19 protein-coding genes and 1 riboswitch are annotated in these 18,778 nt (G+C 68.9%); of the genes, 9 read left to right on the forward strand and 10 right to left on the reverse strand.

Annotated features, from left to right (window positions below; all coding sequences use genetic code 11):
• Positions 1 to 27: 27 nt before the first annotated feature.
• The 3 genes from FBZ83_RS29035 to FBZ83_RS29045 all read left to right on the forward strand — a co-directional run bounded on the left by FBZ83_RS29035 (position 28) and on the right by FBZ83_RS29045 (position 3,076).
• Positions 28 to 819: an energy transducer TonB family protein gene (locus FBZ83_RS29035; RefSeq protein WP_145690228.1), complete on the forward strand. Its 792-nt coding sequence runs from the start codon at positions 28 to 30 to the stop codon at positions 817 to 819.
• A 118-nt stretch (positions 820 to 937) separates the two neighbouring features.
• Entirely contained in the window at positions 938 to 2,038 is a 1,101-nt protein-coding gene (gene ychF / locus FBZ83_RS29040; protein WP_145690229.1) for a redox-regulated ATPase YchF, read from the forward strand.
• 201 nt (positions 2,039 to 2,239) lie between these two features.
• Positions 2,240 to 3,076, forward strand: coding sequence for a putative bifunctional diguanylate cyclase/phosphodiesterase (locus tag FBZ83_RS29045; protein ID WP_145690230.1), 837 nt, complete (start codon positions 2,240 to 2,242; stop codon positions 3,074 to 3,076).
• Here the strand turns inward: FBZ83_RS29045 and FBZ83_RS29050 are convergent.
• Positions 3,039 to 3,500, reverse strand: coding sequence for an NUDIX hydrolase (locus FBZ83_RS29050; RefSeq protein ID WP_145690231.1), 462 nt, complete (start codon positions 3,498 to 3,500; stop codon positions 3,039 to 3,041). The genes FBZ83_RS29045 and FBZ83_RS29050 overlap by 38 nt on opposite strands.
• 97 nt (positions 3,501 to 3,597) lie before the next feature.
• On the opposite strand from FBZ83_RS29050, the gene FBZ83_RS29055 reads away from it, so the two are divergent.
• The 3 genes from FBZ83_RS29055 (at position 3,598) to FBZ83_RS29065 (ending at position 6,309) form a co-directional block, all read left to right on the forward strand.
• Positions 3,598 to 4,533, forward strand: coding sequence for a LysR family transcriptional regulator (locus tag FBZ83_RS29055; RefSeq protein ID WP_145690232.1), 936 nt, complete (start codon positions 3,598 to 3,600; stop codon positions 4,531 to 4,533).
• A gap of 115 nt (positions 4,534 to 4,648) precedes the next feature.
• Positions 4,649 to 5,902, forward strand: a complete 1,254-nt coding sequence (locus FBZ83_RS29060; protein ID WP_186466221.1) for an MFS transporter — start codon at positions 4,649 to 4,651, stop codon at positions 5,900 to 5,902.
• A gap of 5 nt (positions 5,903 to 5,907) precedes the next feature.
• Entirely contained in the window at positions 5,908 to 6,309 is a 402-nt protein-coding gene (locus FBZ83_RS29065) for a hypothetical protein (protein WP_145690233.1), read from the forward strand.
• Positions 6,310 to 6,696: 387 nt separating this feature from the next.
• Here the strand turns inward: FBZ83_RS29065 and FBZ83_RS29070 are convergent, their stop codons facing one another.
• The 6 genes from FBZ83_RS29070 to FBZ83_RS29095 all read right to left on the reverse strand — a co-directional run bounded on the left by FBZ83_RS29070 (position 6,697) and on the right by FBZ83_RS29095 (position 11,775).
• Positions 6,697 to 7,122: a hypothetical protein gene (locus FBZ83_RS29070; RefSeq protein ID WP_145690234.1), complete on the reverse strand. Its 426-nt coding sequence runs from the start codon at positions 7,120 to 7,122 to the stop codon at positions 6,697 to 6,699.
• A 5-nt stretch (positions 7,123 to 7,127) separates the two neighbouring features.
• On the reverse strand, positions 7,128 to 7,655 hold the full coding sequence (locus FBZ83_RS29075; protein ID WP_145690235.1) for a hypothetical protein: 528 nt from the start codon (positions 7,653 to 7,655) through the stop codon (positions 7,128 to 7,130).
• Between the two features lie 14 nt (positions 7,656 to 7,669).
• Complete coding sequence (locus FBZ83_RS29080) at positions 7,670 to 8,140, reverse strand: hypothetical protein (protein ID WP_145690236.1); 471 nt, start codon at positions 8,138 to 8,140, stop codon at positions 7,670 to 7,672.
• 278 nt (positions 8,141 to 8,418) lie between these two features.
• Positions 8,419 to 9,141, reverse strand: a complete 723-nt coding sequence (gene phbB, locus FBZ83_RS29085) for an acetoacetyl-CoA reductase (RefSeq protein ID WP_119510469.1) — start codon at positions 9,139 to 9,141, stop codon at positions 8,419 to 8,421.
• A 98-nt stretch (positions 9,142 to 9,239) separates the two neighbouring features.
• On the reverse strand, positions 9,240 to 10,415 hold the full coding sequence (locus FBZ83_RS29090) for an acetyl-CoA C-acetyltransferase (RefSeq protein WP_040138003.1): 1,176 nt from the start codon (positions 10,413 to 10,415) through the stop codon (positions 9,240 to 9,242).
• A gap of 112 nt (positions 10,416 to 10,527) precedes the next feature.
• Complete coding sequence (locus tag FBZ83_RS29095) at positions 10,528 to 11,775, reverse strand: alpha/beta fold hydrolase (protein WP_145690237.1); 1,248 nt, start codon at positions 11,773 to 11,775, stop codon at positions 10,528 to 10,530.
• A 485-nt stretch (positions 11,776 to 12,260) separates the two neighbouring features.
• Between FBZ83_RS29095 and phaR the strand changes: the two genes are divergently transcribed.
• The gene (gene phaR / locus FBZ83_RS29100) at positions 12,261 to 12,923 is read left to right on the forward strand and encodes a polyhydroxyalkanoate synthesis repressor PhaR (RefSeq protein ID WP_145690238.1); all 663 of its coding nucleotides are present in this window, start codon (positions 12,261 to 12,263) and stop codon (positions 12,921 to 12,923) included.
• 145 nt (positions 12,924 to 13,068) lie between these two features.
• Positions 13,069 to 13,293, forward strand: coding sequence for a hypothetical protein (locus FBZ83_RS29105; protein ID WP_145690239.1), 225 nt, complete (start codon positions 13,069 to 13,071; stop codon positions 13,291 to 13,293).
• A 102-nt stretch (positions 13,294 to 13,395) separates the two neighbouring features.
• Here the strand turns inward: FBZ83_RS29105 and FBZ83_RS29110 are convergent, their stop codons facing one another.
• Together FBZ83_RS29110 and FBZ83_RS29120 are read right to left on the reverse strand one after the other, a co-directional pair.
• On the reverse strand, positions 13,396 to 14,547 hold the full coding sequence (locus FBZ83_RS29110; RefSeq protein WP_145690240.1) for a glutathionylspermidine synthase family protein: 1,152 nt from the start codon (positions 14,545 to 14,547) through the stop codon (positions 13,396 to 13,398).
• Between the two features lie 207 nt (positions 14,548 to 14,754).
• Positions 14,755 to 16,683 (reverse strand): glycosyltransferase family 9 protein, encoded by a 1,929-nt coding sequence (locus FBZ83_RS29120; RefSeq protein ID WP_145690241.1) that lies wholly within the window; start codon positions 16,681 to 16,683, stop codon positions 14,755 to 14,757.
• Between the two features lie 144 nt (positions 16,684 to 16,827).
• Positions 16,828 to 17,066, forward strand: a riboswitch (cobalamin riboswitch).
• Between the two features lie 172 nt (positions 17,067 to 17,238).
• Here FBZ83_RS29120 and FBZ83_RS29125 point away from each other — a divergent pair.
• Positions 17,239 to 17,919, forward strand: coding sequence for an energy-coupling factor ABC transporter permease (locus FBZ83_RS29125; RefSeq protein ID WP_145690242.1), 681 nt, complete (start codon positions 17,239 to 17,241; stop codon positions 17,917 to 17,919).
• An 83-nt stretch (positions 17,920 to 18,002) separates the two neighbouring features.
• Here FBZ83_RS29125 and FBZ83_RS29130 read toward each other — a convergent pair whose 3' ends face one another.
• The gene (locus tag FBZ83_RS29130) at positions 18,003 to 18,752 is read right to left on the reverse strand and encodes a superoxide dismutase (protein ID WP_145690243.1); all 750 of its coding nucleotides are present in this window, start codon (positions 18,750 to 18,752) and stop codon (positions 18,003 to 18,005) included.
• Positions 18,753 to 18,778 lie beyond the last annotated feature (26 nt).

Below are 18,778 nucleotides of genomic sequence, written 5' to 3' on the forward strand. Positions count from 1 at the left end.
TGGAGGCCGGCTGACGAGGTCCCCGCCTTGCGCGCGATCCGCCTGCACGGGCGTCCCCAGCCGGCCCGCCGGCCGCTGGGGGCGCTCGCCCTGTCCGGGACGCTGCACGCCGGCGTCCTGGCCGTCCTCCTGTCCGCCGCCGGAGCGGCCCCCGGCACGGTCGCGGAGGAGACCGGCGCCGTCAGCCTCAACGACACCATCACCCCGGTGATCGAGGTGATGCTGGTAGCGTCCGAGGCGGACAGCGGCCCGCCACCGGCAGCGGTTGCCGAACCGGAGATCACTCCGGAGATCGAACCGCAGCGGGACTCCGCGCCGGAACCGGAACCGGCGCCCCCGGCGGTCGAGCCGACCGCGGAACCCGCACCGGAAGCGATCCCTCCACCACCACCCAAGCCGCTGCCAAAGCCAGCGCCGAAGCCGCCCGTCAAGGCGATGACGAAACCGCAGGCGGCTCCTGTTCCGAATCCTTCCCCGGCGCCGTCCACCGAAACCGGAACCGGCCACGCCGCCGCCGCGTCCGAGCCGGTCTCGGCGAGCCGGGGCGCGGTGGTGGATTACGGAGCGGAGGTCTGGGCCTGGATCGGACGGCACAAGCCGGAGAAGGTGGTCGGCGGCGGGCAGGCCACCGTCAAGCTGACCCTCGGCACGGCGGGCGAGGTGCTCGACGCCGCCATCCTGACGTCGAGCGGCGACGAGGCGTTGGACCGGGCGGCCCTGGCCGCGGTGCGCAAGGCATCCCCCTTCCCCACCCCGCCGCCCGGCCTGACGGCGGAGGATCGCGTCTTCTCCGTGCCCTTCCTGTTCCGCCCGCGGTGACTCCGGCGCACCGGAAGCGGCGCTCAACCCTGCCCACCCCCACTTCCCGTTTGCGCTTTGCGGCTCCACGTAGGATAAAGCGCCCCAATTCCCGAGATTTCCGACGGCGAGCACCCCCATGGGCTTCAATTGCGGCATCGTCGGCCTGCCGAACGTCGGCAAGTCGACCCTGTTCAACGCGCTGACCGCCACCCAGGCGGCCGAGGCGGCGAACTTCCCCTTCTGCACCAAGGAGCCGAACGTCGGCCGCGTCGGCGTGCCCGACCCGCGGCTGGACAAGCTGGCGGCCATCGCCAAGTCGCAGAAGACCATCCCGACCCAGCTCGAATTCGTCGACATCGCCGGCCTGATCCGCGGCGCCTCGAAGGGTGAAGGTCTGGGCAACCAGTTCCTCGCCAACATCCGCGAGGTGGACGCCATCGTCCACGTCCTGCGCTGCTTCGAGGACGACGACGTCACCCATGTGGAAGGCAACGTCGATCCCCTGCGCGACGCCGAGGTGGTCGAGACGGAGCTGATGCTCGCCGACATGGAGAGCCTGGAGCGCCAGCTCACCAGCCTCCAGAAGAAGGCTAAGGGCGGCGACAAGGACTCCAAGATCAAGGCCGATCTGATGGAGCGCGCGCTGAAGGTCCTCCAGGACGGCAAGCCGGCCCGCGTCGTCGAGGTCAGCGAGGAGGAGAAGCCGGTCTTCAAGCAGTTCATGCTGCTGACCGCCAAGCCGGTCCTCTACGTCTGCAACGTCGAGGAGGCCTCCGCCGCCACCGGCAACAGCCTGACCGCCAAGGTCGCCGAGAAGGCCAAGGCCGAGAACGCCGGCATGGTCGTCATCTCCGCCGCCATCGAGGCGGAGGTCGCCCAGCTCTCCGACGCCGCCGAGAAGCAGGAGTTCCTGGAATCCCTCGGTCTGGAGGAGACCGGCCTCAACAAGCTGATCCGCGCCGGCTTCCAACTGCTCGACCTCATCACCTTCTTCACCGTCGGCCCGAAGGAGGCCCGCGCCTGGACCGTGCGCCGCGGCGCCAAGGCCCCGGAAGCGGCGGGCGTCATCCACACCGATTTCGAGCGCGGCTTCATCCGGGCCGAGACCATCGACTTCGACAGCTACGTCACGCTGGGCGGCGAGCAGGGCGCCAAGGACAACGGCAAGATGCGCCAGGAAGGCAAGGAATACGTCGTCAACGACGGCGACATCTTCCATTTCCGCTTCAACGTCTGATTGGAATTCCGTTAACCCCTTCCCCTCTGCGAGGGAGAAGGGGTTAACAACACCCAATCTTATCACCGTCGAGAAATCCGTTAACCCTTTCGTAAAACTGGAAAAACCGCTTAAATACCCCTGAGATATGGTTAACAAGCCTCGTTTCGGCTGTTAAGTCCCATTGGATGGGCGACAACCGAGGGCCGGACCGGAGGGGATATGGCGGTGAACCAGAACGCGACCGTCGCGCCGGGTGCCATCGCGCCGGGTGCCGGCACCTTCTCCGACCGCGTCCGCGACGCCATCCGGCATGGCGAGCTGCGCCTCGCCTTCCAGCCGCAGGCCGACACCCACAGCGGCCGTCTGACCGGGTTCGAGGCGCTGTCGCGCTGGCGGCTCGACGACGGAACGGTGATCCCGCCCGACGTCTTCATTCCCATGGCGGAGACCAGCGACGCCATCCACATTCTCGGCGAATGGACGGTGCGCCGCGCCTGCGAGACCGCCGCGGGCTGGATGCAGGACGGCATCGCCGACGTGCCGGTGGCGGTGAACCTGTCGGCGCGGCAGTTGCAGGACCCCGGCTTCGCCCGCACCGTCCTGGGCATCCTCGCCGAAACCGGCCTGCCCGCCGCCAACCTGAAGCTGGAACTGACCGAAACCGCCCTGTTCGAGCACAGCGAGTCCTCGCGCGAGGTGCTGACGCAGTTGCGCGGCGCCGGGGTGCGGCTGGTGCTGGACGATTTCGGGACGGGCTATTCCTCGCTGTCCCTGCTGCGCCGCGTGCCGGTGGAGGCGCTGAAGATCGACAAGCACTTCACGCAGGCTATGGTCCAGGACCGCGACGCCGCCGCCATCGTGCGCGCCATCATCGACCTCGCCCATGCGCTGGGGATGCAGGCGATCGCCGAGGGGGTGGAGACCAACGACGAGCTTCTTTACCTGCGCGCCTACCGCTGCGACCGCATCCAGGGCTATCTGCTGGCCAAGCCCCTGGACACGGCGCAGGTCCCCGACTTCATCCGGCGGCTCGCCGCGACGCCGACAGGCGGATGACCCGCTCCGTCTCGTCCCATTCGGTCAGTTCCGCGGCCTCCTCAATGGTGGCCCAGCGCGCCTCCAGGGCATCGTCGGCGCAGACCGCCTCGCCCTCCGGGCTCTCCGCCGCCACCTCGACGATGGTGTAGTGGTACTGGACGGCTCCGGTGTCGTCGAGCGTCATGGCGTCCACCACCGTGACCACCTCGGTCGGCACGACGTGCAGGCCGGTTTCCTCCAGCACCTCGCGCACCGCCGTCTCGAACACCGTCTCGCCCACCGACTGGGCGCCGCCCGGCAGGCTCCACTGCCCCATGCGCGGCGGACGGCCCCGGCGGATCAGCAGCACCCGGTCGCCGCGCCACACCACGGCGCCCACCCCCACCCAGGGACGGTCGGGGTATTCACGGCCGGAACGGTCGGCGGGGGGTGTGCTGGACATGGTTGCTCCTCGTTGCGCTTGACCCGACGCTAACCCAGGGGGACAGTCGGATACCAGTGGCCAAGAGGCCGAACGAACCGCCGCCCCGGACGCCGCCATGAAGCTCAACGAGATCCGCACCTTCGTCGCCGTGGCCGAAGCCCAGTCGGTGCAGGAGGCCGCGCACCGGCTGGGGCTGACCCAGTCCGCCGTCTCGCGCCTGATCCAGCGGCTGGAGGCGGAGCTCGGCGTGCCGCTGTTCGACCGCCAGACCAAGCCGCTGGCCCTGACCCGCGACGGCGAGATGGCGCTGGCCCACGCGCACCGGGTGCTGAAGGCGACGGACGAGCTGTCGGACGCCTTCGCCGGGGCCGCCCAGCCCAAGGGGCTGCTGCGGCTGGGCGTGGCCCATGTGCTGAGCGCCATTGCCGCGCACCATCCGCTGGACCGGCTGCGCGCCGCCTTCCCCGGCCTGACCATCCGCCTGCATTCGGACTGGAGCACGCCGCTGGTCGAACAGGTGCGCAACGGCACGCTGGACGGCGCGCTGGTGCTGACCCACGACGCCCAGACGCCGCCGGACGACCTGGACGCCGTCTGCATCTCACGCGAGCCGGTGCGGATCGTCGCGTCGGCCGAGCTGGCCGGCCAGCGGGACTGGACCCTGCCGGCGATGAACGCGGTGGGCTGGGTGCTCCAGCCCGAGGGCTGCCAGTACCGGACCGCCATGGGCCGGGCGATGGCTCAGCACGGACCGGCGCTGAACGTCACGGTGGAGGGGTTCGACCAGTCGCTGCTGCTGTCCCTGGTCGCCCGCGGCGTCGGGTTCGGGCTGGCGCCGCTGCGGCTCATCGCCCCGACGCTGCACGCCACGCAGGTGCGGCCGCTGGAGTGCCCGGACTTCGCGCTGACCGTCGCGGTTTGGCTGCTGCGCGGCCGCTTCACCGGGCGCATCGGCCCCGTCTTCGACGCGCTGGAGGACAGCCTGCTGGACCTGCTGCCCCCGGCGGAAGAGGCGCCTCTGCCCCTGCCCTGCCATTCCGCGGCCGAATAACCTTCTTTCCCATTGTGAATTTGCTGCACGCCCGGCGCACGCTTATCGTGTGACCCTGATGAGACGCGGGCCAGCGTTGCCGCACCGGCCACAGCCCGCGCCGAGGGAGGATAACTTGGACACCAGCAACCGGGTGGGCGGGGCGCCGTCGCCCCGCTCCTGGCGGACGCCGGGATTCGTCGTCGCCTGCGGCTGCCTGATCGCCATGCTGGCGTTCGGCCCGCGGTCCAGCATGGGCCTGTTCACTGCACCGCTGTCGGAGACGCACGGCTGGGGCCGCGACGTCTTCGCCCTGTCGATCGCCATCCAGAATCTGGTCTGGGGCATCGGCACCCCCTTCGCCGGCGCGCTCTGCGACCGCTACGGCCCGGCGCTGGTGCTGGGGATCAGCGGCGTTCTCTACGCGCTGGGGCTGGCGCTGATGCCCTACGCCGACACGCCGCTGATGCTGCATCTCAGCTCCGGCCTGCTGATCGGTCTGGGTCTGGCCGGGGCGTCCTTCGGCATCGTCATCGCCGGCTTCAGCCGCATCGTCCCGCCGGAGAAGCGGAGCTGGTCGATGGGCGTCGCCACCGCCGCCGGCTCGATGGGCCAGTTCCTGTTCGCCCCCACCGGCCAAGCCTTCATCGCCGCCTACGGCTGGCAGACGGCGCTGATCCTGTTCGGCGCCTCGATGCTGATGATCCCGGTGCTCGCCTCCTCCTTCGCCGGGGCGGCCGGGTCGAAGAGCGCGCAGGCCGTCACCGGGGCCGACATCGGCTTCGCCGCGACGATCCGGCAGGCCTTCAAGCACCGCAGCTACGTGCTGCTGGTCACCGGCTTCTTCGTCTGCGGCTTCCAGCTCGCCTTCATCACCACGCACCTGCCGCCCTATCTGACCGCCGCCGGGATCAGCCCCGGCCTCGCCTCCTGGGCGATGGCGCTGATCGGGCTGTTCAACGTCGTCGGCTCCTACATGTCGGGCGTGCTGGGCGGCAAGATGAGCAAGCGCCTGCTGCTCTGCGCCAACTACACGCTGCGCGGCTTGTGCACGGCGCTCTTCATCCTGCTGCCGGTCACCCCGGTTTCGGTGATCCTCTACGCCGCGGCGATGGGCCTGCTCTGGCTGTCCACGGTGCCGCCGACCTCCGGCCTCGTCGTTCTGATGTTCGGCACGCGCTATCTCGGCATGCTCTACGGCTTCGCCTTCCTCAGCCATCAGGTGGGCGGCTTCCTCGGCGTGTGGCTGGGCGGCGTGCTGTACGAGCGCATCGGCTCCTACGACATGGTGTGGTGGGCCAGCGTGGCCCTGGCCTTTGCCGCCGCGGTGGTGAACTGGCCGATCGCCGAGAAGCCCGCCCCCGCCCTGGCGGCGGAAGCGAAGGCCTGACGGTCATGACGAACCCGGCGCCCGCCTCCTCTCCCGGCTTCGGCCACGGCTTCGCGCTGGCGCTCGGCGCGCTGGCGCTGGTCGTCTGGGCGGCGGTGACGGGGGTGGCGCTGAAGCAGGCGGCTCTCAACGAGGAGGACGGCGGCACGGTGCTCGCCGTCTTCCCGCCGGGCACCCCGACCGCCGACGCCTTCACCGCGGTGGTCCGCGCCGGCGGCCAGCCGGTGCGCCAGACCTGGATCCCCTTCGCCTGGGTCGCCCGCAGCGATGGCGGCGGCTTCGTCGGCCGCCTGAAGGAGGAAGGGGCGGTCACCGCCTACGGCGAGCTGTCGGTCGGCCCGGCGCTGGGCGGCTGCGCGGTGGTCTCGCTGGACGACAAGAGGCCGGTCGGCTTCCAGTTCAAGTGACGTCAAAAACCCGTCATCAAGCGGCAACAGGACCGCAGTTCGGGTATTGACAACCCCCGCCAGGAAGAGCAGGCTATCTCTCAGAGCAACACTGGTTGAGGTGAAGACGCGGTGGACACCGCATCAAGTTGGCCCAAAAGCCAGCTTCTCATCACAGCAAATGTTCCCGTAGCCAGGAGGGTGTGATCATCATGAGTCCACCTGCGCTTACTTGAGGAAGCCGACCTGTTCGGCCACACATTTCTGAACATTGCCGTTGAGACGGCTCAACCATTGCGGATGTCCTGGCACAGCCGCTGAAACCCCCGCCCCCCGCGCGGGGGTTTCGCTTTTTCGGGTTCCCGGTGCGGCAGCCTCCACCATGATGAAGGCCGCCGCCGGCGGTGATCAGGCGTCGACCTGATGCCCCTCCAGGAACATCGCCTTGGACAGGGCGTCGAAAAAGCTCTGGTAGGGCGCCGGATCTTCCACGGGCATGATGTTGTACTGGGCGTTGGCCCGGACGAGCGTCTGCGTGGTGCCGCGAGCCCGCGTGGTCACCGTGATCCGCAGGAGATAGCCGTCCAGCTTCGTGGCGCTGACCGTACCGAGCGTCGCGTCCGCCTTGTCCACCACGAAGCCGAGATCCTGAAGCGTCGCGATGATGGTGCGCAGCATCTTCTGCTGGTCGGTGGTGTCGTAGGCCCGCGTCTGATAAGACCGAACCTGAACCTGCGATTTGGAGGTTTCGAGGACCTGGCTGCGCGAATCCGTCTGACAGGCGCTGACGGTCATCGCCAGGGCGATCATCGGAAAAGCAAAAAACTTCTTCATGATCATCAAATCTCGTTGGCCGTCAGGAACACGGATTGGGAGAGCTTGTCAAAGAACTGCTGATACATCACCGGATCGGTCAGCCCTTCGATCTTCGACACCACGTTGTGGTTGTTCCAGACAATGCGTTGGAACGTGACCCGGACGGCCGTCTTCTGATCGTCAATGGGTCGCGTCACGAGGCTGACGCGGATTTTCTGTTTGGTGTCGAACTGCATCGCGTTTGCACCGAACAGGACGGCCATGACGACCGCGCCGGCAACCTGCCCGGCCTCGGTCGCGTCGCGGTCTTTGGAACCGACGATCAGACCGGCGGGAACCGTGCTCTCGTCAATGGTGAAGCCAAGGTCCTGGATGACCGCCGCGCTCGCCTGAAGCAGTTTGGCTTCTTCACTGGTGTCGAAGCGACGCGTCTGCATTTGCCGCTGCTGCAGGCTCTCATGGGAAAGCTGGAGGGCTTCCTTGGGAATGGTCTGCTGGCAACCGGACATGAGAAAGGCGGCAGCCAAAGTTGCCGCGATCGTCTTCTTCATCACAAGGCCCCCGCTCAGAAGCTCGACGTGCGATAGGCAAAGTCCCGAACGCGCTGAGCGTTGTCGAACTTTATGATGATCGTCAGAGTGCGCTGCGTTACGGACTTCGCACCGCTGGCCTCACCATAGCCCGGCGAAACCCCCGCCCCCAGGAGTCCGGCCGGCCCCAGGACGCCGCCAAGGACCAGAGCGGAAACGCCTCCCTGGGACGTGGAGTAGGCCGTTTCCGTCGAGATTTTGTCGTAGACCCAGCTTTCACGCCGCTGCTCGTCCGTGGTCACCATGTTCGGCGAACCCAGGACCTGAACGACGTCCGCGGAAGACATGCCGACGCGAATTTCGCGCTGGACCGTTCCGACCGTCACCCGATCATTTGAATTGTTCGCCACAGCCGCCCTGTGCTGGTCCGCCGTCGCGCAACCAGCCAACGCCAGCGTCAAGACGGCAACACGAAGGGTCGCAATTCCCGCAGTTCGTTTTTTCATTTCTTGGCCTGTATGAACTCGAAGATTTCTCGAATTCAGTTTTAATTTTTTCGGTCGTTTGAGTCCACACCTAAAGCGTGCATATAGGAGTATGTATATAGTTTATAAGAGTTCTCTATTTTTTGCGGTGCAACTCAAAATGAATTGCGCCCCCAGGCCAGTCGGCCGTTTGGGAGCGAGGAAAAGAAAAACCCCTCCCCCGCGGTGGCGGGAGAGGGGCGAAGGCTTCGTGTCGCTTCAAACGGGTCCGCAGACCCGGGAGTCAAGGCACCGGCCGATCAGTACATGTGCTGGCCGCCGTTGATCGACAGGGTCGAGCCGGTGATGAAGCCGGCGTCGTCGCCGACCAGGAACAGCACGCCGCGAGCGATCTCCTCGGCCTTGCCGAGACGGCCGACCGGGATGCGGGCGACGATCTTCTCCAGCACGTTGGGCGGCACCGCGCGCACCATGTCGGTGTCGATGTAGCCCGGCGCGATGGCGTTGACGGTGACACCCTTGGCAGCACCCTCCTGGGCCAGCGCCTTGGTGAAGCCGTGGATGCCCGACTTGGCGGCGGCGTAGTTCACCTGACCGTACTGGCCGGCCTGACCGTTCACCGAGCCGATGTTGACGATGCGGCCGAAGCCGCGCTCGCGCATGCCGTCGATGACGTTGCGGCAGAGATTGAAGCAGGAGGTGAGGTTCGTCGCGATGACGTCGTTCCACTGCTGCGGGGTCATGCGGTGGATCACGCCGTCGCGGGTGATGCCCGCGTTGTTCACCACCACGTCCACCGGCCCGAGTTCGGCGGTGATCTTCGCGATGCCATCCTTCACGGCGTCGAAGTCCGACACGTCGAACTTGTAGACCGCGATGCCCGTGCGGGCCGAGAATTCCTTCGCCTTCTCATCGTTGCCGGCGTAGTTGGCGGCGACGACATAGCCGGCGTTCTTCAACGCGACGGAGATGGCTTCGCCGATACCGCGCGTTCCGCCCGTGACGACTGCAACTCGAGCCATTGGCTCCTCCCCCAGAGCTTGATGTTGGATTCTTTATGGGTTTCTGTAGGCACACATACGAAACGGGCCGCACCCCGGAGGGAACGGCCCGCTTGTCATCAGCCCCGCTCGACGGTGAGGGCGATGCCCATGCCGCCGCCGATGCACAAGGTGGCGAGGCCCTTCTTGGCGTCGCGCTTCTGCATCTCATAGAGCAGGGTGGTCAGGACGCGGGCGCCGGACGCGCCGACCGGGTGGCCGAGCGCGATGGCGCCGCCGTTGACGTTGACCTTGGAGGTGTCCCAGCCAAGGTCCTTGTTCACGGCCAGGGCCTGCGCGGCGAAAGCCTCGTTCGCCTCGATCAGGTCCAGGTCCTCGTGCTTCCAGCCGGCCTTCTCCAGCGCGAGGCGGGAGGCCGGGATCGGGCCGGTGCCCATGATCGCCGGATCGACGCCGGCGGTCGCCCAGGAGACGATGCGGGCCAGCGGGGTCAGGCCGCGGCGGGCGGCGTTCTCGGCGGTCATCAGGACCAGCGCGGCGGCGCCGTCGTTGATGCCCGACGCGTTGCCCGCGGTCACCGTGCCCTCCTTGGAGAAGGCCGGACGCAGCTTGGCCAGCGATTCCGCGGTGGTGCCGTGCTTCGGATACTCGTCGTCGGCGACGATGATGTCGCCCTTGCGGCCCTTGATGGTGACCGGGATGATCTCGTCCTTGAAGCGGCCCGACTTCTGGGCGGCCTCGGCCTTCTGCTGCGAGGCGGCGGCGAAGACGTCCTGCTCCTCGCGGGTCAGCTGCCACTTCTGGGCGACGTTCTCGGCCGTCGTGCCCATGTGGTAGCCCTTGAAGGCGTCCATCAGGCCGTCCTTCAGCATGGTGTCGAGCATCTCGGCGGCGCCCATCTTCACGCCGTTGCGCAGATGCATGACGTGCGGGGCCTGGCTCATGCTCTCCTGGCCGCCGACGACCATCACCTCGGCGTCGCCGTTGCGGATCGCCTGGTAGCCGAGCGCGACCGAGCGCAGACCCGAACCGCAGAGCTGGTTGATGCCGAAGGCGGTGGCGGAGGCCGGGATGCCGGCGTTGACGGCGGCCTGGCGGGCCGGGTTCTGGCCCTGACCGGCGGTCAGGATCTGGCCCAGGATGACCTCGGTCACCTCCGCGGCGTCGGTCTTGGCGCGGCTCAGCGCTTCGCGGATGGCGATCTCACCCAGGTAATGGGCCGGCACGCTGCTGAGCGCCCCGTTGAAGCTGCCAATGGGAGTACGCGCTGCGCTGGCGATCACAACCTCGGTCATGTTGACGCTCCTCAGATTTTGTCAGTTTTATTATCGTGTCAGTGGGCCGCACGGAGTGGGAAAAACCTTATGCGCGGATTTCCCGCAATGCAAGACACCTGACTGGCTGCGGTTATCCTGCCGCACTAAGCCATTCGGCCAGGGGTCGCCAGACGCCTGTTTCGGCTCCGGCGCTGACCACCATGCCAATATGACCGAGCGGCGGCCTGATCATTTGCGCGCGGTCGATTGATCTTGCCAGGGCCACCGCCGAGGACGGCGGAACGATGCGGTCGCGTTCCGGGATCAGCGCCAGGACCGGCATCCGCAGCCGCGCCGGCTCGACCGGCAGGCCGGCGACCAGCCATTCGCCGCGCGCCGTGTCGTTGCGCCCGTACCAGCCGGCCAGCGTGTCGCGGGCGACCCCGGCGACCAGCGGCACCCCGTCGTTCAGCCAGTCCTCCAGCGACACGAAGGCGAGCGCGGCGCGGCTGTCCGGATCCATGCGGGCGAACTGCGAGAATTTCTTCAGCGCCAGCAGCGGGTCGAGCTGGGCGAACAGCCCCTGCAGCACGTCCACCGGCAATTCCCCCCAGGCGTCGAGCAGCGGGCCGAAAGGCTGGAAGACGGCGGCGGCGCGGCGGGCCATGCCCGCGTCCTCGGCGTGGAAGTCCCAGGGCGTGGCGAGCAGGCCGAGCGCCGCGACCTCCTTGGGGCGGCGCTGCGCCAGCGCGGTGGCGAGCAGCCCACCCATGCAGTAGCCGACCACCGGAACCGGCCGGCCCACCGCCTCCACCACCGCGGCGAGGGCCCGTTCCAGCCGTCCGGCAATGTAATCGGTCAGGCTGTAGCGCCGCTCCAGCGGGCCGGGCGTGCCCCAGTCGATCAGGAAGGGGCGCAGCCCCTGCGCGGCCAGCCAGCGCATCAGGCTTTTGCGCGCCGACAGGTCGAGGATGTAATGGCGGTTGACCAGCGACGGCACGAACAGCACCGGCGCGCCGGTCGCCGGGCCGAGGGCGCCGTAGTCGAGCAGCCGGGACGCCCCTTCCGTCCATAGCACGGGCGGGTCGGGAAGGTCGCGGCGGTAGGGATGGCGGCGGTAGCGCTCGATCCCCGTCAAGGCGAGCGAGAGCTGGCGGCGGACCTCCCGGTCAACCGCCTGGGCGAACGCGTCCGCGTCGGTTGCGGCGATCCGTCGGCGCAGGTCCTCCGCCCGTTCCCGCAGATGCGGCTTCCATGGCAGCGAGCCGTTCCTCAAGTGCGGCAATGCGGCGGAGGAGCTGAGCAGCGTCGCCGCCACCGTCGCCAGATGCAGCGCCAGGGGCCGCGGCCCCAGCCGTGGTGTGGGGTGCGGGGGGATCGTGGCGTTGTCCCCGGTCACGCGGTTCTCCCTCGGAGGACGGCTGGGATGAGGCTGGCTGGGACGGGGCCGGCGTCGGATTCCAGCCGGTGCCCGGCGCGCTGCTGTAGGCGAAACCGCCCGGCCCCAGGACGAAGGGCGCCATCGCCGCGGCGCCCTGCGCCATCATCTGGAACAGGCGGGCGGCGGCATCGGCCATCTCGGGATCGGCGGCGCAGGCCGCCCATTGTTCCTGCCACAGGTCGAGGTACCGTTGCGCGAGCGTTTCCAGGGACGGGATGTCGGATTCGGACGATTCGGCCATGGCCGGGAGTATATGGGGGAGGCGGTGCGCTTGACCAGAGCCGCGAAGGACCGATCAAAAATGTCGCGAATCCCGAATTATCGGGGGGATGTCCACCTGGGGTCGCAGCGCTGCGGCACAGCACTGGACAGGGTGCATTCCTTCGAGTAGTCCTTATATCTGGAACATACCCGCCGCACGACCCTTCTTGAAAGAAACAGCGATGGCCGACAAGGAAGACCAGAAGTCCGCGACGATCACGATCAAGAAGTACGCCAACCGGCGGCTCTACAACACGGCGACCAGCAGCTACGTGACGCTCGACCATCTCTGTCAGATGGTCAAGGACGGCCTCGACTTTGTGGTCTATGACGCGAAGACCGGGGAGGACATTACCCGCTCGGTGCTGACGCAGATCATCGTGGAGGAGGAGAGCAAGGGCCAGAACCTGCTGCCGATCAGCTTCCTGCGCCAGCTCATCGGCTTCTACGGCGACAACATGCAGTGGATGGTGCCACGCTACCTCGAATATTCGATGCAGTCGTTCTCGCGCAACCAGGAGCAGATGCGCGACTATTTCCAGAACACGCTGGGCGGCATGTTCCCCTTCGGCCGGCTGGAAGAGGTCGGCAAGCAGAACATGGCGATGTTCGAACGGGCCATGCGCATGTTCTCGCCCTTCGGCGGCGCTGAGGACGGGCAGCCCGGCGAGCACCCCGCCCCCCCGCCCCGCCCGGCGGCTCCCGGTCCGTCCGCCGCTCCGCCCAACGGTGCGGTCGCGGCCGCCCACACCTACGAGGAACTGCAGAAGCAGATCGACGACCTGCAGAAGCAGATCGCCAGCATCGCCAAGCCGGCCCGCCCGGCGAAGCCCGAAGGGAAGTGAACGGCGGCGCGCAGCGCATCGACGGCCATCGCATCAGCGGTTCTGCGGCGCAGGGCGGGGAAAGTTCCCCGCCCTTTTCTGTTTTTTCGGCACCAGTGACACGCCCGGCTGTTTGCTCAACGGAACGGTCCACAGGAGGAACGCCATGAAGACCGAGTTGCAGATGACGATGGAACTGGAGGTTGCGGACACTCAGGACGCCCAGCGGTTCGAGGAGAAGCTGCGCGGCTGGCTGCGCCACCAGAGCCAGGTGGTGTCGGTGTCGGCCACCCACAGCGGCGTCGGCAACGACGTCGCGTGGCGGGACGCCCGCCGGGCGGCCTTCGGCTCGCCGTTGCCCAACCCCTTCGCCCCCGGCCGAGGCCGCTGAGCTTCCCGGCGGATCGCAATCGACACGCCCGCCCTGCCCTTCACAGACGGGGCGGGCTCAATCCGCTCCTCAGGCGGCTCCGCCCGCCTTTGGAAAGGCGCGTCAGCCGCGGAAGATGTGCGGCACCATTGCCGCGTCGGAGCCGACCCGCGGGTCCGCGGACTCGCGGACCGACATGCCCAGGCACTTGTCCCCGATGATCCAGCAGTGCAGGAGCGCGTGGACGCCCTCCTCCTCGAAGATCGGCGGGGTTTCCAGCCACACCCGTCCGCCCGGATACTCGGCGCTGCCGGTGTCCGAAACGATGCTGCCGTGCGCGGTCATGCGCTGGGCGGCGTCGTCCAGCCCGAACAGGCTGCGCTCCGTCACGGCGTCGCAACCGGCCAGCTCCTCGGGGTCCAGCGCGGCGCGGCACAGGTTCGGGTGGCGCGGGTAGAGCGCCCAGAGCGTCGCCAGCAGCCCGTGGTTCGACATCGGCCAGCACCACAGCGGCGACAGCATGCTCATGCCGCCCATCCGCAGCTTCTGCAGGAAGGCGTCGTCGGCCAGCCCCTGCCACGGGTAGATCTTGGCGAGCCAGGAGGCGGGCCGCCCCTCGTCGTCGATGAAGCGCTGGCCGTCCCAGCCCAGGCTCTGCAGCGGCAGCAGATGCGTGGCGATCCCGGCCTCCGCCGCGGTGGCGGCCAGATAGACCAGCTCGCTCTCGCGCATCGGGTCGGGGGTGGCGCAGGCCAGATGGAGGAGTCCGCGGCCCGGCATGCCCGCGGCCAGCTCCTCCCAGCGCTCCACCAGCCCCTCGTGCAGGCCGTTGAACTGGTTGGCGTCGGCCATCAGGGCCTCGCGCCAGTTGCGCTGGATGATCGAGGCGGCGAACAACCCCTCCGGCGTGTCGTAGTTGCAGGCCAGCAGCTTGACCGAATCGCGCCCGTCATAGGCCAGCGTCAGCCGCCCGATCAGCGCGCCGGCCCGCTCGTTCAGTCGGCCCGCGGCCCAGTAGTCGTTCCAGGAGGATTCCAGAAGCCGCGCCACGCCGCCGCGCACCCCCAGCCGGGCCAGCGCCCGACCGTCCACCGTCGCGCGCAGCGCCTCGCGCAGCATGGTGTGCAGCTCATCCGCGACGCTTTCGATCAGGTCGATCTGGTGGGCGGAGAACTCGTACCGCACGTCCTCGCGCCAGAAGGCGCCGGCGCTCATGGCGCGAACGCCGTAGGGGTATTTGCGGAGCCCCGGACGCCAATCCGCACGGGGTTTCATGACTGCTCTGCGCATCGTGTGCTTACCGGGCCGCCGGATTCAATCCATGGTTTTGCCCCGCTGCGGCGCGCCGCTTGCGGCCGTCCGGGATTCGGTGGGGGCGGATCATTGCGGCGCAAACGCGCCAACACAAGCGCCTTGCGCGCCTGCCCCTCCGTTTTTCCACGCTTCCCCTCGCGGATCCCACAGACCCGGCGGGAACGCCCATCAATAGGCGCGGTCGGCCAGCCAAGCCGCGATGGCGCCCTCCATCGCCTCGGCGGTCGGATCGCCCTGCTGCGGGCCGGTTCCCACCATGGGAAGCCGGGCCGCCGCGGCGATGTCCTCCGCCGGCGCGCCGGTCCCGACGAACAGGTCGCAGCGCCGCAGCAGGGCGGACAGCCCGTCGAAGCCCAGCCTCCCCACCGCGTTCCCGCAGGTGGCCCCGGTTTCCCCGGCGATGCGCGCCGCGGCCCCCTTCGCCGCCTCCTCGCCGACCAGGACCAGGGCGGTGTCGCCCCGCGCGGCGAGGCGGCGGCACAGCTCCGCCAAGCTCCCGCTGCCGACGGACGCGGACAGCCCGACCGCGCAGCGCCAGCGCGCCGGAACGCCCTCGGCCAGGAGCGCGGCGGCGGCCCGCTCGCCGGCAGGCGAGGTCCAGACCTCCGTGGCAAGATCCGGCTCCCCGGCGGCGAGCGCGCCCAGCAGGACGGCGGGAGTCGGCGCGACATGGGTCAGGAAGGCGTCGGCGTAATAGCCGCGCACCGGCCGGCCGACCTTGCAACCGAGGCGGAGCGGCGCGCCGGTGTCCTGCATCAGGCGGTTGGCGAAGCTGGAATCCTCGCCCCGGCTGGGGTTGACCGTCAGGTCGAAGGCGCCGTGGAACTGCTGGCCGATCTCCCGGCGCACCGCGGTCACCAGCGGGTCGTCGGGTGCCCGCCCCTTCAGCGGCGGCAGCGTGACGCGCTGGTTGACGTACGGGCAGAGGGCGAGCGCCGCCTCCGCGTCCGGCGTCGCGAAGACGGTGATCCGGGCCAGCGGCAAGGCCCGCCGCAGCTCCCGCAGAACGCCGGACGCCCTCAGAACGGCGCCCATCCCGTCCGGCAGGAAGACGCCGACGTTCCGGATCAGGTCGGTCGGGAAGGGCGGCGGTTCGCCGGGGACGAGCGTGCGGCGGCGGACGGCCGGACCGGAGTCCCGCAGCAGCGCCACCGCCGGGGCGGTGGAGGCGCCCCGCGCCGGCGGCACGAAGGCCCAGGTCCCCTCGGCATCGGGGCGCGCCAGCGGCTCCACCGGGGCATGCTCGGCGCGCGTGACGGTCGCCGCGTCGGTCACCCAGGGGAAGAAGTCGCGCAACGGGAGGGAGGCGCCGCCGACCGCCCGCCCCGCCGCCTGCAGCGCGTCCCACCGACGGACCGCGCCGTCGTAGCCGTAATAGACCTCCTTGAACGCGACCTGCTCCCGCGTGGCGTAGGCGAAATGCTGGAAGACCAGCCCGCCCACCGCCGTCTCCTCGTGAAGGAAGGGGTTGGCCGCGCCGAGATCGACCGCGGACCCGTCCGGCTGCGGGCGCGTCAGCCGGGGCGGTTCGTGCGACTGCCAAGCGTCTCCCGGCCGATAGCGCCACGTCCGCAGCCATTCGTAGGAGCGGTGGTTGCCGTAGCTGTCCAGCCTGTCGAGGAGCAGGGACGGGCCGACGAAGAAATGGCAGAGGTACAGCGCCGCGGTGCGCGACGGCGAATTGAGGAACATGCGGCGCGCGCGGGTGATCTGCTCCACCGTCCACAGCTCGTCCGCATCGACCTGCCAGAGCAGGCATTCCTCGGTCATGGCGGCCAGCGGCGCGGACACCATCTCCAGCTTGCCCCGCCAGAACACCCCCGGCGGCTTGCGGTGGACCGACACGCGCCCGGGCTCCTCCGCGGCGATGCGGTCCAGATACGCCGAGGTGCCGTCGCTGCTGAGGCCGTCGCGGTGAAGGTCCTGCGGGACGCGCCCTCCCTGCGCCACGCTCCAGGCGGTGTCGTTGACCAGTTCCGCCACGCCCTCCACGATGTGCCAATGCCAGGGAAAGGGCAGTTGGCGGAACACCTCCAGGTGATAGCGGATGAAGGGATCGCCGTTCAGGACGATGGTCAGGAAATGAACCGGTAGCATGCCCGCAACCCCGTCCTTCGCCCGTTGATCCGGCCTCGCGCAGTCCGCCGGACCTTGTCGGTTCCGCGGGAGCGGTGTCAAGGAAGCCGTGCGACTCCCCCGATGGGTCGCCATCCCCCTCTTGACGGCGGGGGACCCCGCCCCTACCCTGGCGCCGGTTATGGTTCCCCGCGTCCTCCGGTCGCGGGGCTAAGAGGGAAGCCGGTGCGTCGCCCCAATCGGGGAGAAACGGCAAATCCGGCGCTGCCCCCGCAACTGTGAGCGGTGAGCGGCCTCGTCCTTTCCGTGTCACTGGCGCCGCCTGCGGGAACGGGCGCCGGGAAGGCCGGACGATGCCGCCTTGACCCGCGAGCCAGGAGACCTGCCGTAACCGAACGTACGTCCTCGGGCGGGGTGCCCCGGTGGTCGCTTGCCGATGTCCGGCCCGACGGCCGCCCGTCTTCCGCAAGCCGTCCCCCGGTGCGCCCATCCAGGGGACCAAGGGGGTTGCGATGCCGGTGCCTGCCAGCAACGACGCCCTCCCAACGCATGGCAGACTCGGAAAGGGCATAGAGCATGCACATCGAACCCGGCGTCGTCGACGGCGCCAAGATCGCTCTCAGCTACGCGACGGCCGCCGGCGGCTTCGCGATGGCTGGCAAGCTGGCGCGCGACGACGTCCGCAACAACGGCGGGGTCGCGCCGCTGGTGCTGCGCAGCCTGATCGCCACCGCGCTGGTCTTCAGCTTCTTCGAGGTGTTCCCGCACCACCCCGTGGGCGTGTCGGAGGTTCACCTGATCCTCGGTTCGACGCTGCTCCTGCTGTTCGGCGCCGGTGCGGCCTCCATCGGCCTCGCCGCCGGCCTGCTGATCCAGGGCCTGTTCTTCGCGCCCTTCGACCTGCCGCAGTACGGCATGAACGTCACCACGCTGCTGGTCCCGCTGTGGGGCATCAGCCTGCTGGCGAAGCGGATCGTTCCCGACGCCACCCCCTATGTCGACCTGAAGTATTCGCAGGCGCTGGCCCTCTCCACCGCCTACCAGGGCGGCATCGTCGCCTGGGTGGCCTTCTGGGCCTTCTACGGCCACGGCTTCACCGCCGAGACCATGACGGAAGTCGCCTCCTTCGGCGCCGCCTACATGACCGTCATCATCGTCGAGCCGCTGGCCGACCTCGCCGTGCTGGCCATCGCCAAGACGCTGCGCCGCCAGAGCCAGGGGCCGCTGTTCAACATCCGCCTGCACCAGGGCGCCTGACCGGCGCTTCGGACCGGATGGTTCGCAGGAAGGGCGGCGGGGACATCCCCGCCGCCCTTTTCCGTTTCCGATCAGCGGACCGGTCAGATCACCAGCTCGCCCTTGCGGATCGCCGCGTAGCGGCGGTTCACCGCGCCCCAGTCGACGACGTTCCACCAGGCCGCCAGATAGTCGGCGCGCCGGTTCTGGTACTTCAGGTAATAGGCGTGCTCCCACACGTCGTTGCCCATCAGCACGGGCACCCCCTCCATGGCCGGGGAGTCCTGGTTCGGGCGAGCGGCGATGGCCAGCTTGCCCGACGACGGGTCGGCGGTGACGAAGACCCAGCCGCTGCCGAACTGCCCGGCGCCCGCCGTGTTGAAGCGCGTCTTGAAGTCGTCGAAGCCGCCGAAGTCGCGCGTGATGGCCGCCCCGACCTCGCCGTCCGGCGCACCGCCGGCGTTCGGCCCCATGATGCTCCAGAACATGCTGTGGTTGGCGTGCCCGCCGCCGTTGTTGCGCACCGCGGTGCGGATGCTCTCCGGAAGCTCCGGCACGCGCTTCAGCAGGTCGGCCAGCGGCATCGCCTGGAGATCGCCATGGTTGGCGAGGGCCTTGTTGAGGTTGTCGACATAGGCCTGATGGTGCTTGTCGTGGTGCACGCTCATCGTCGTCGCGTCGATGTGCGGTTCCAGCGCGGCGGGCGCGTAGGGCAGCGGCGGCAGCGTGAAGCCCTTGCCGCCCGGTGCCTGGCCTGCTGCTTGAGCCCAAACGAAGCGCGGCGCCGCGGCCAGCACCAGCGCGGCGGCGCCGGCAGACAGCAGCAGTTGGCGGCGATCCAGGCGAACGGACATGAGACCTCCCAATGTTGTGTTTCGTG

This window comes from Azospirillum brasilense (genome assembly GCF_007827815.1).
In the GTDB taxonomy this organism is placed as follows: domain Bacteria; phylum Pseudomonadota; class Alphaproteobacteria; order Azospirillales; family Azospirillaceae; genus Azospirillum; species Azospirillum brasilense_C.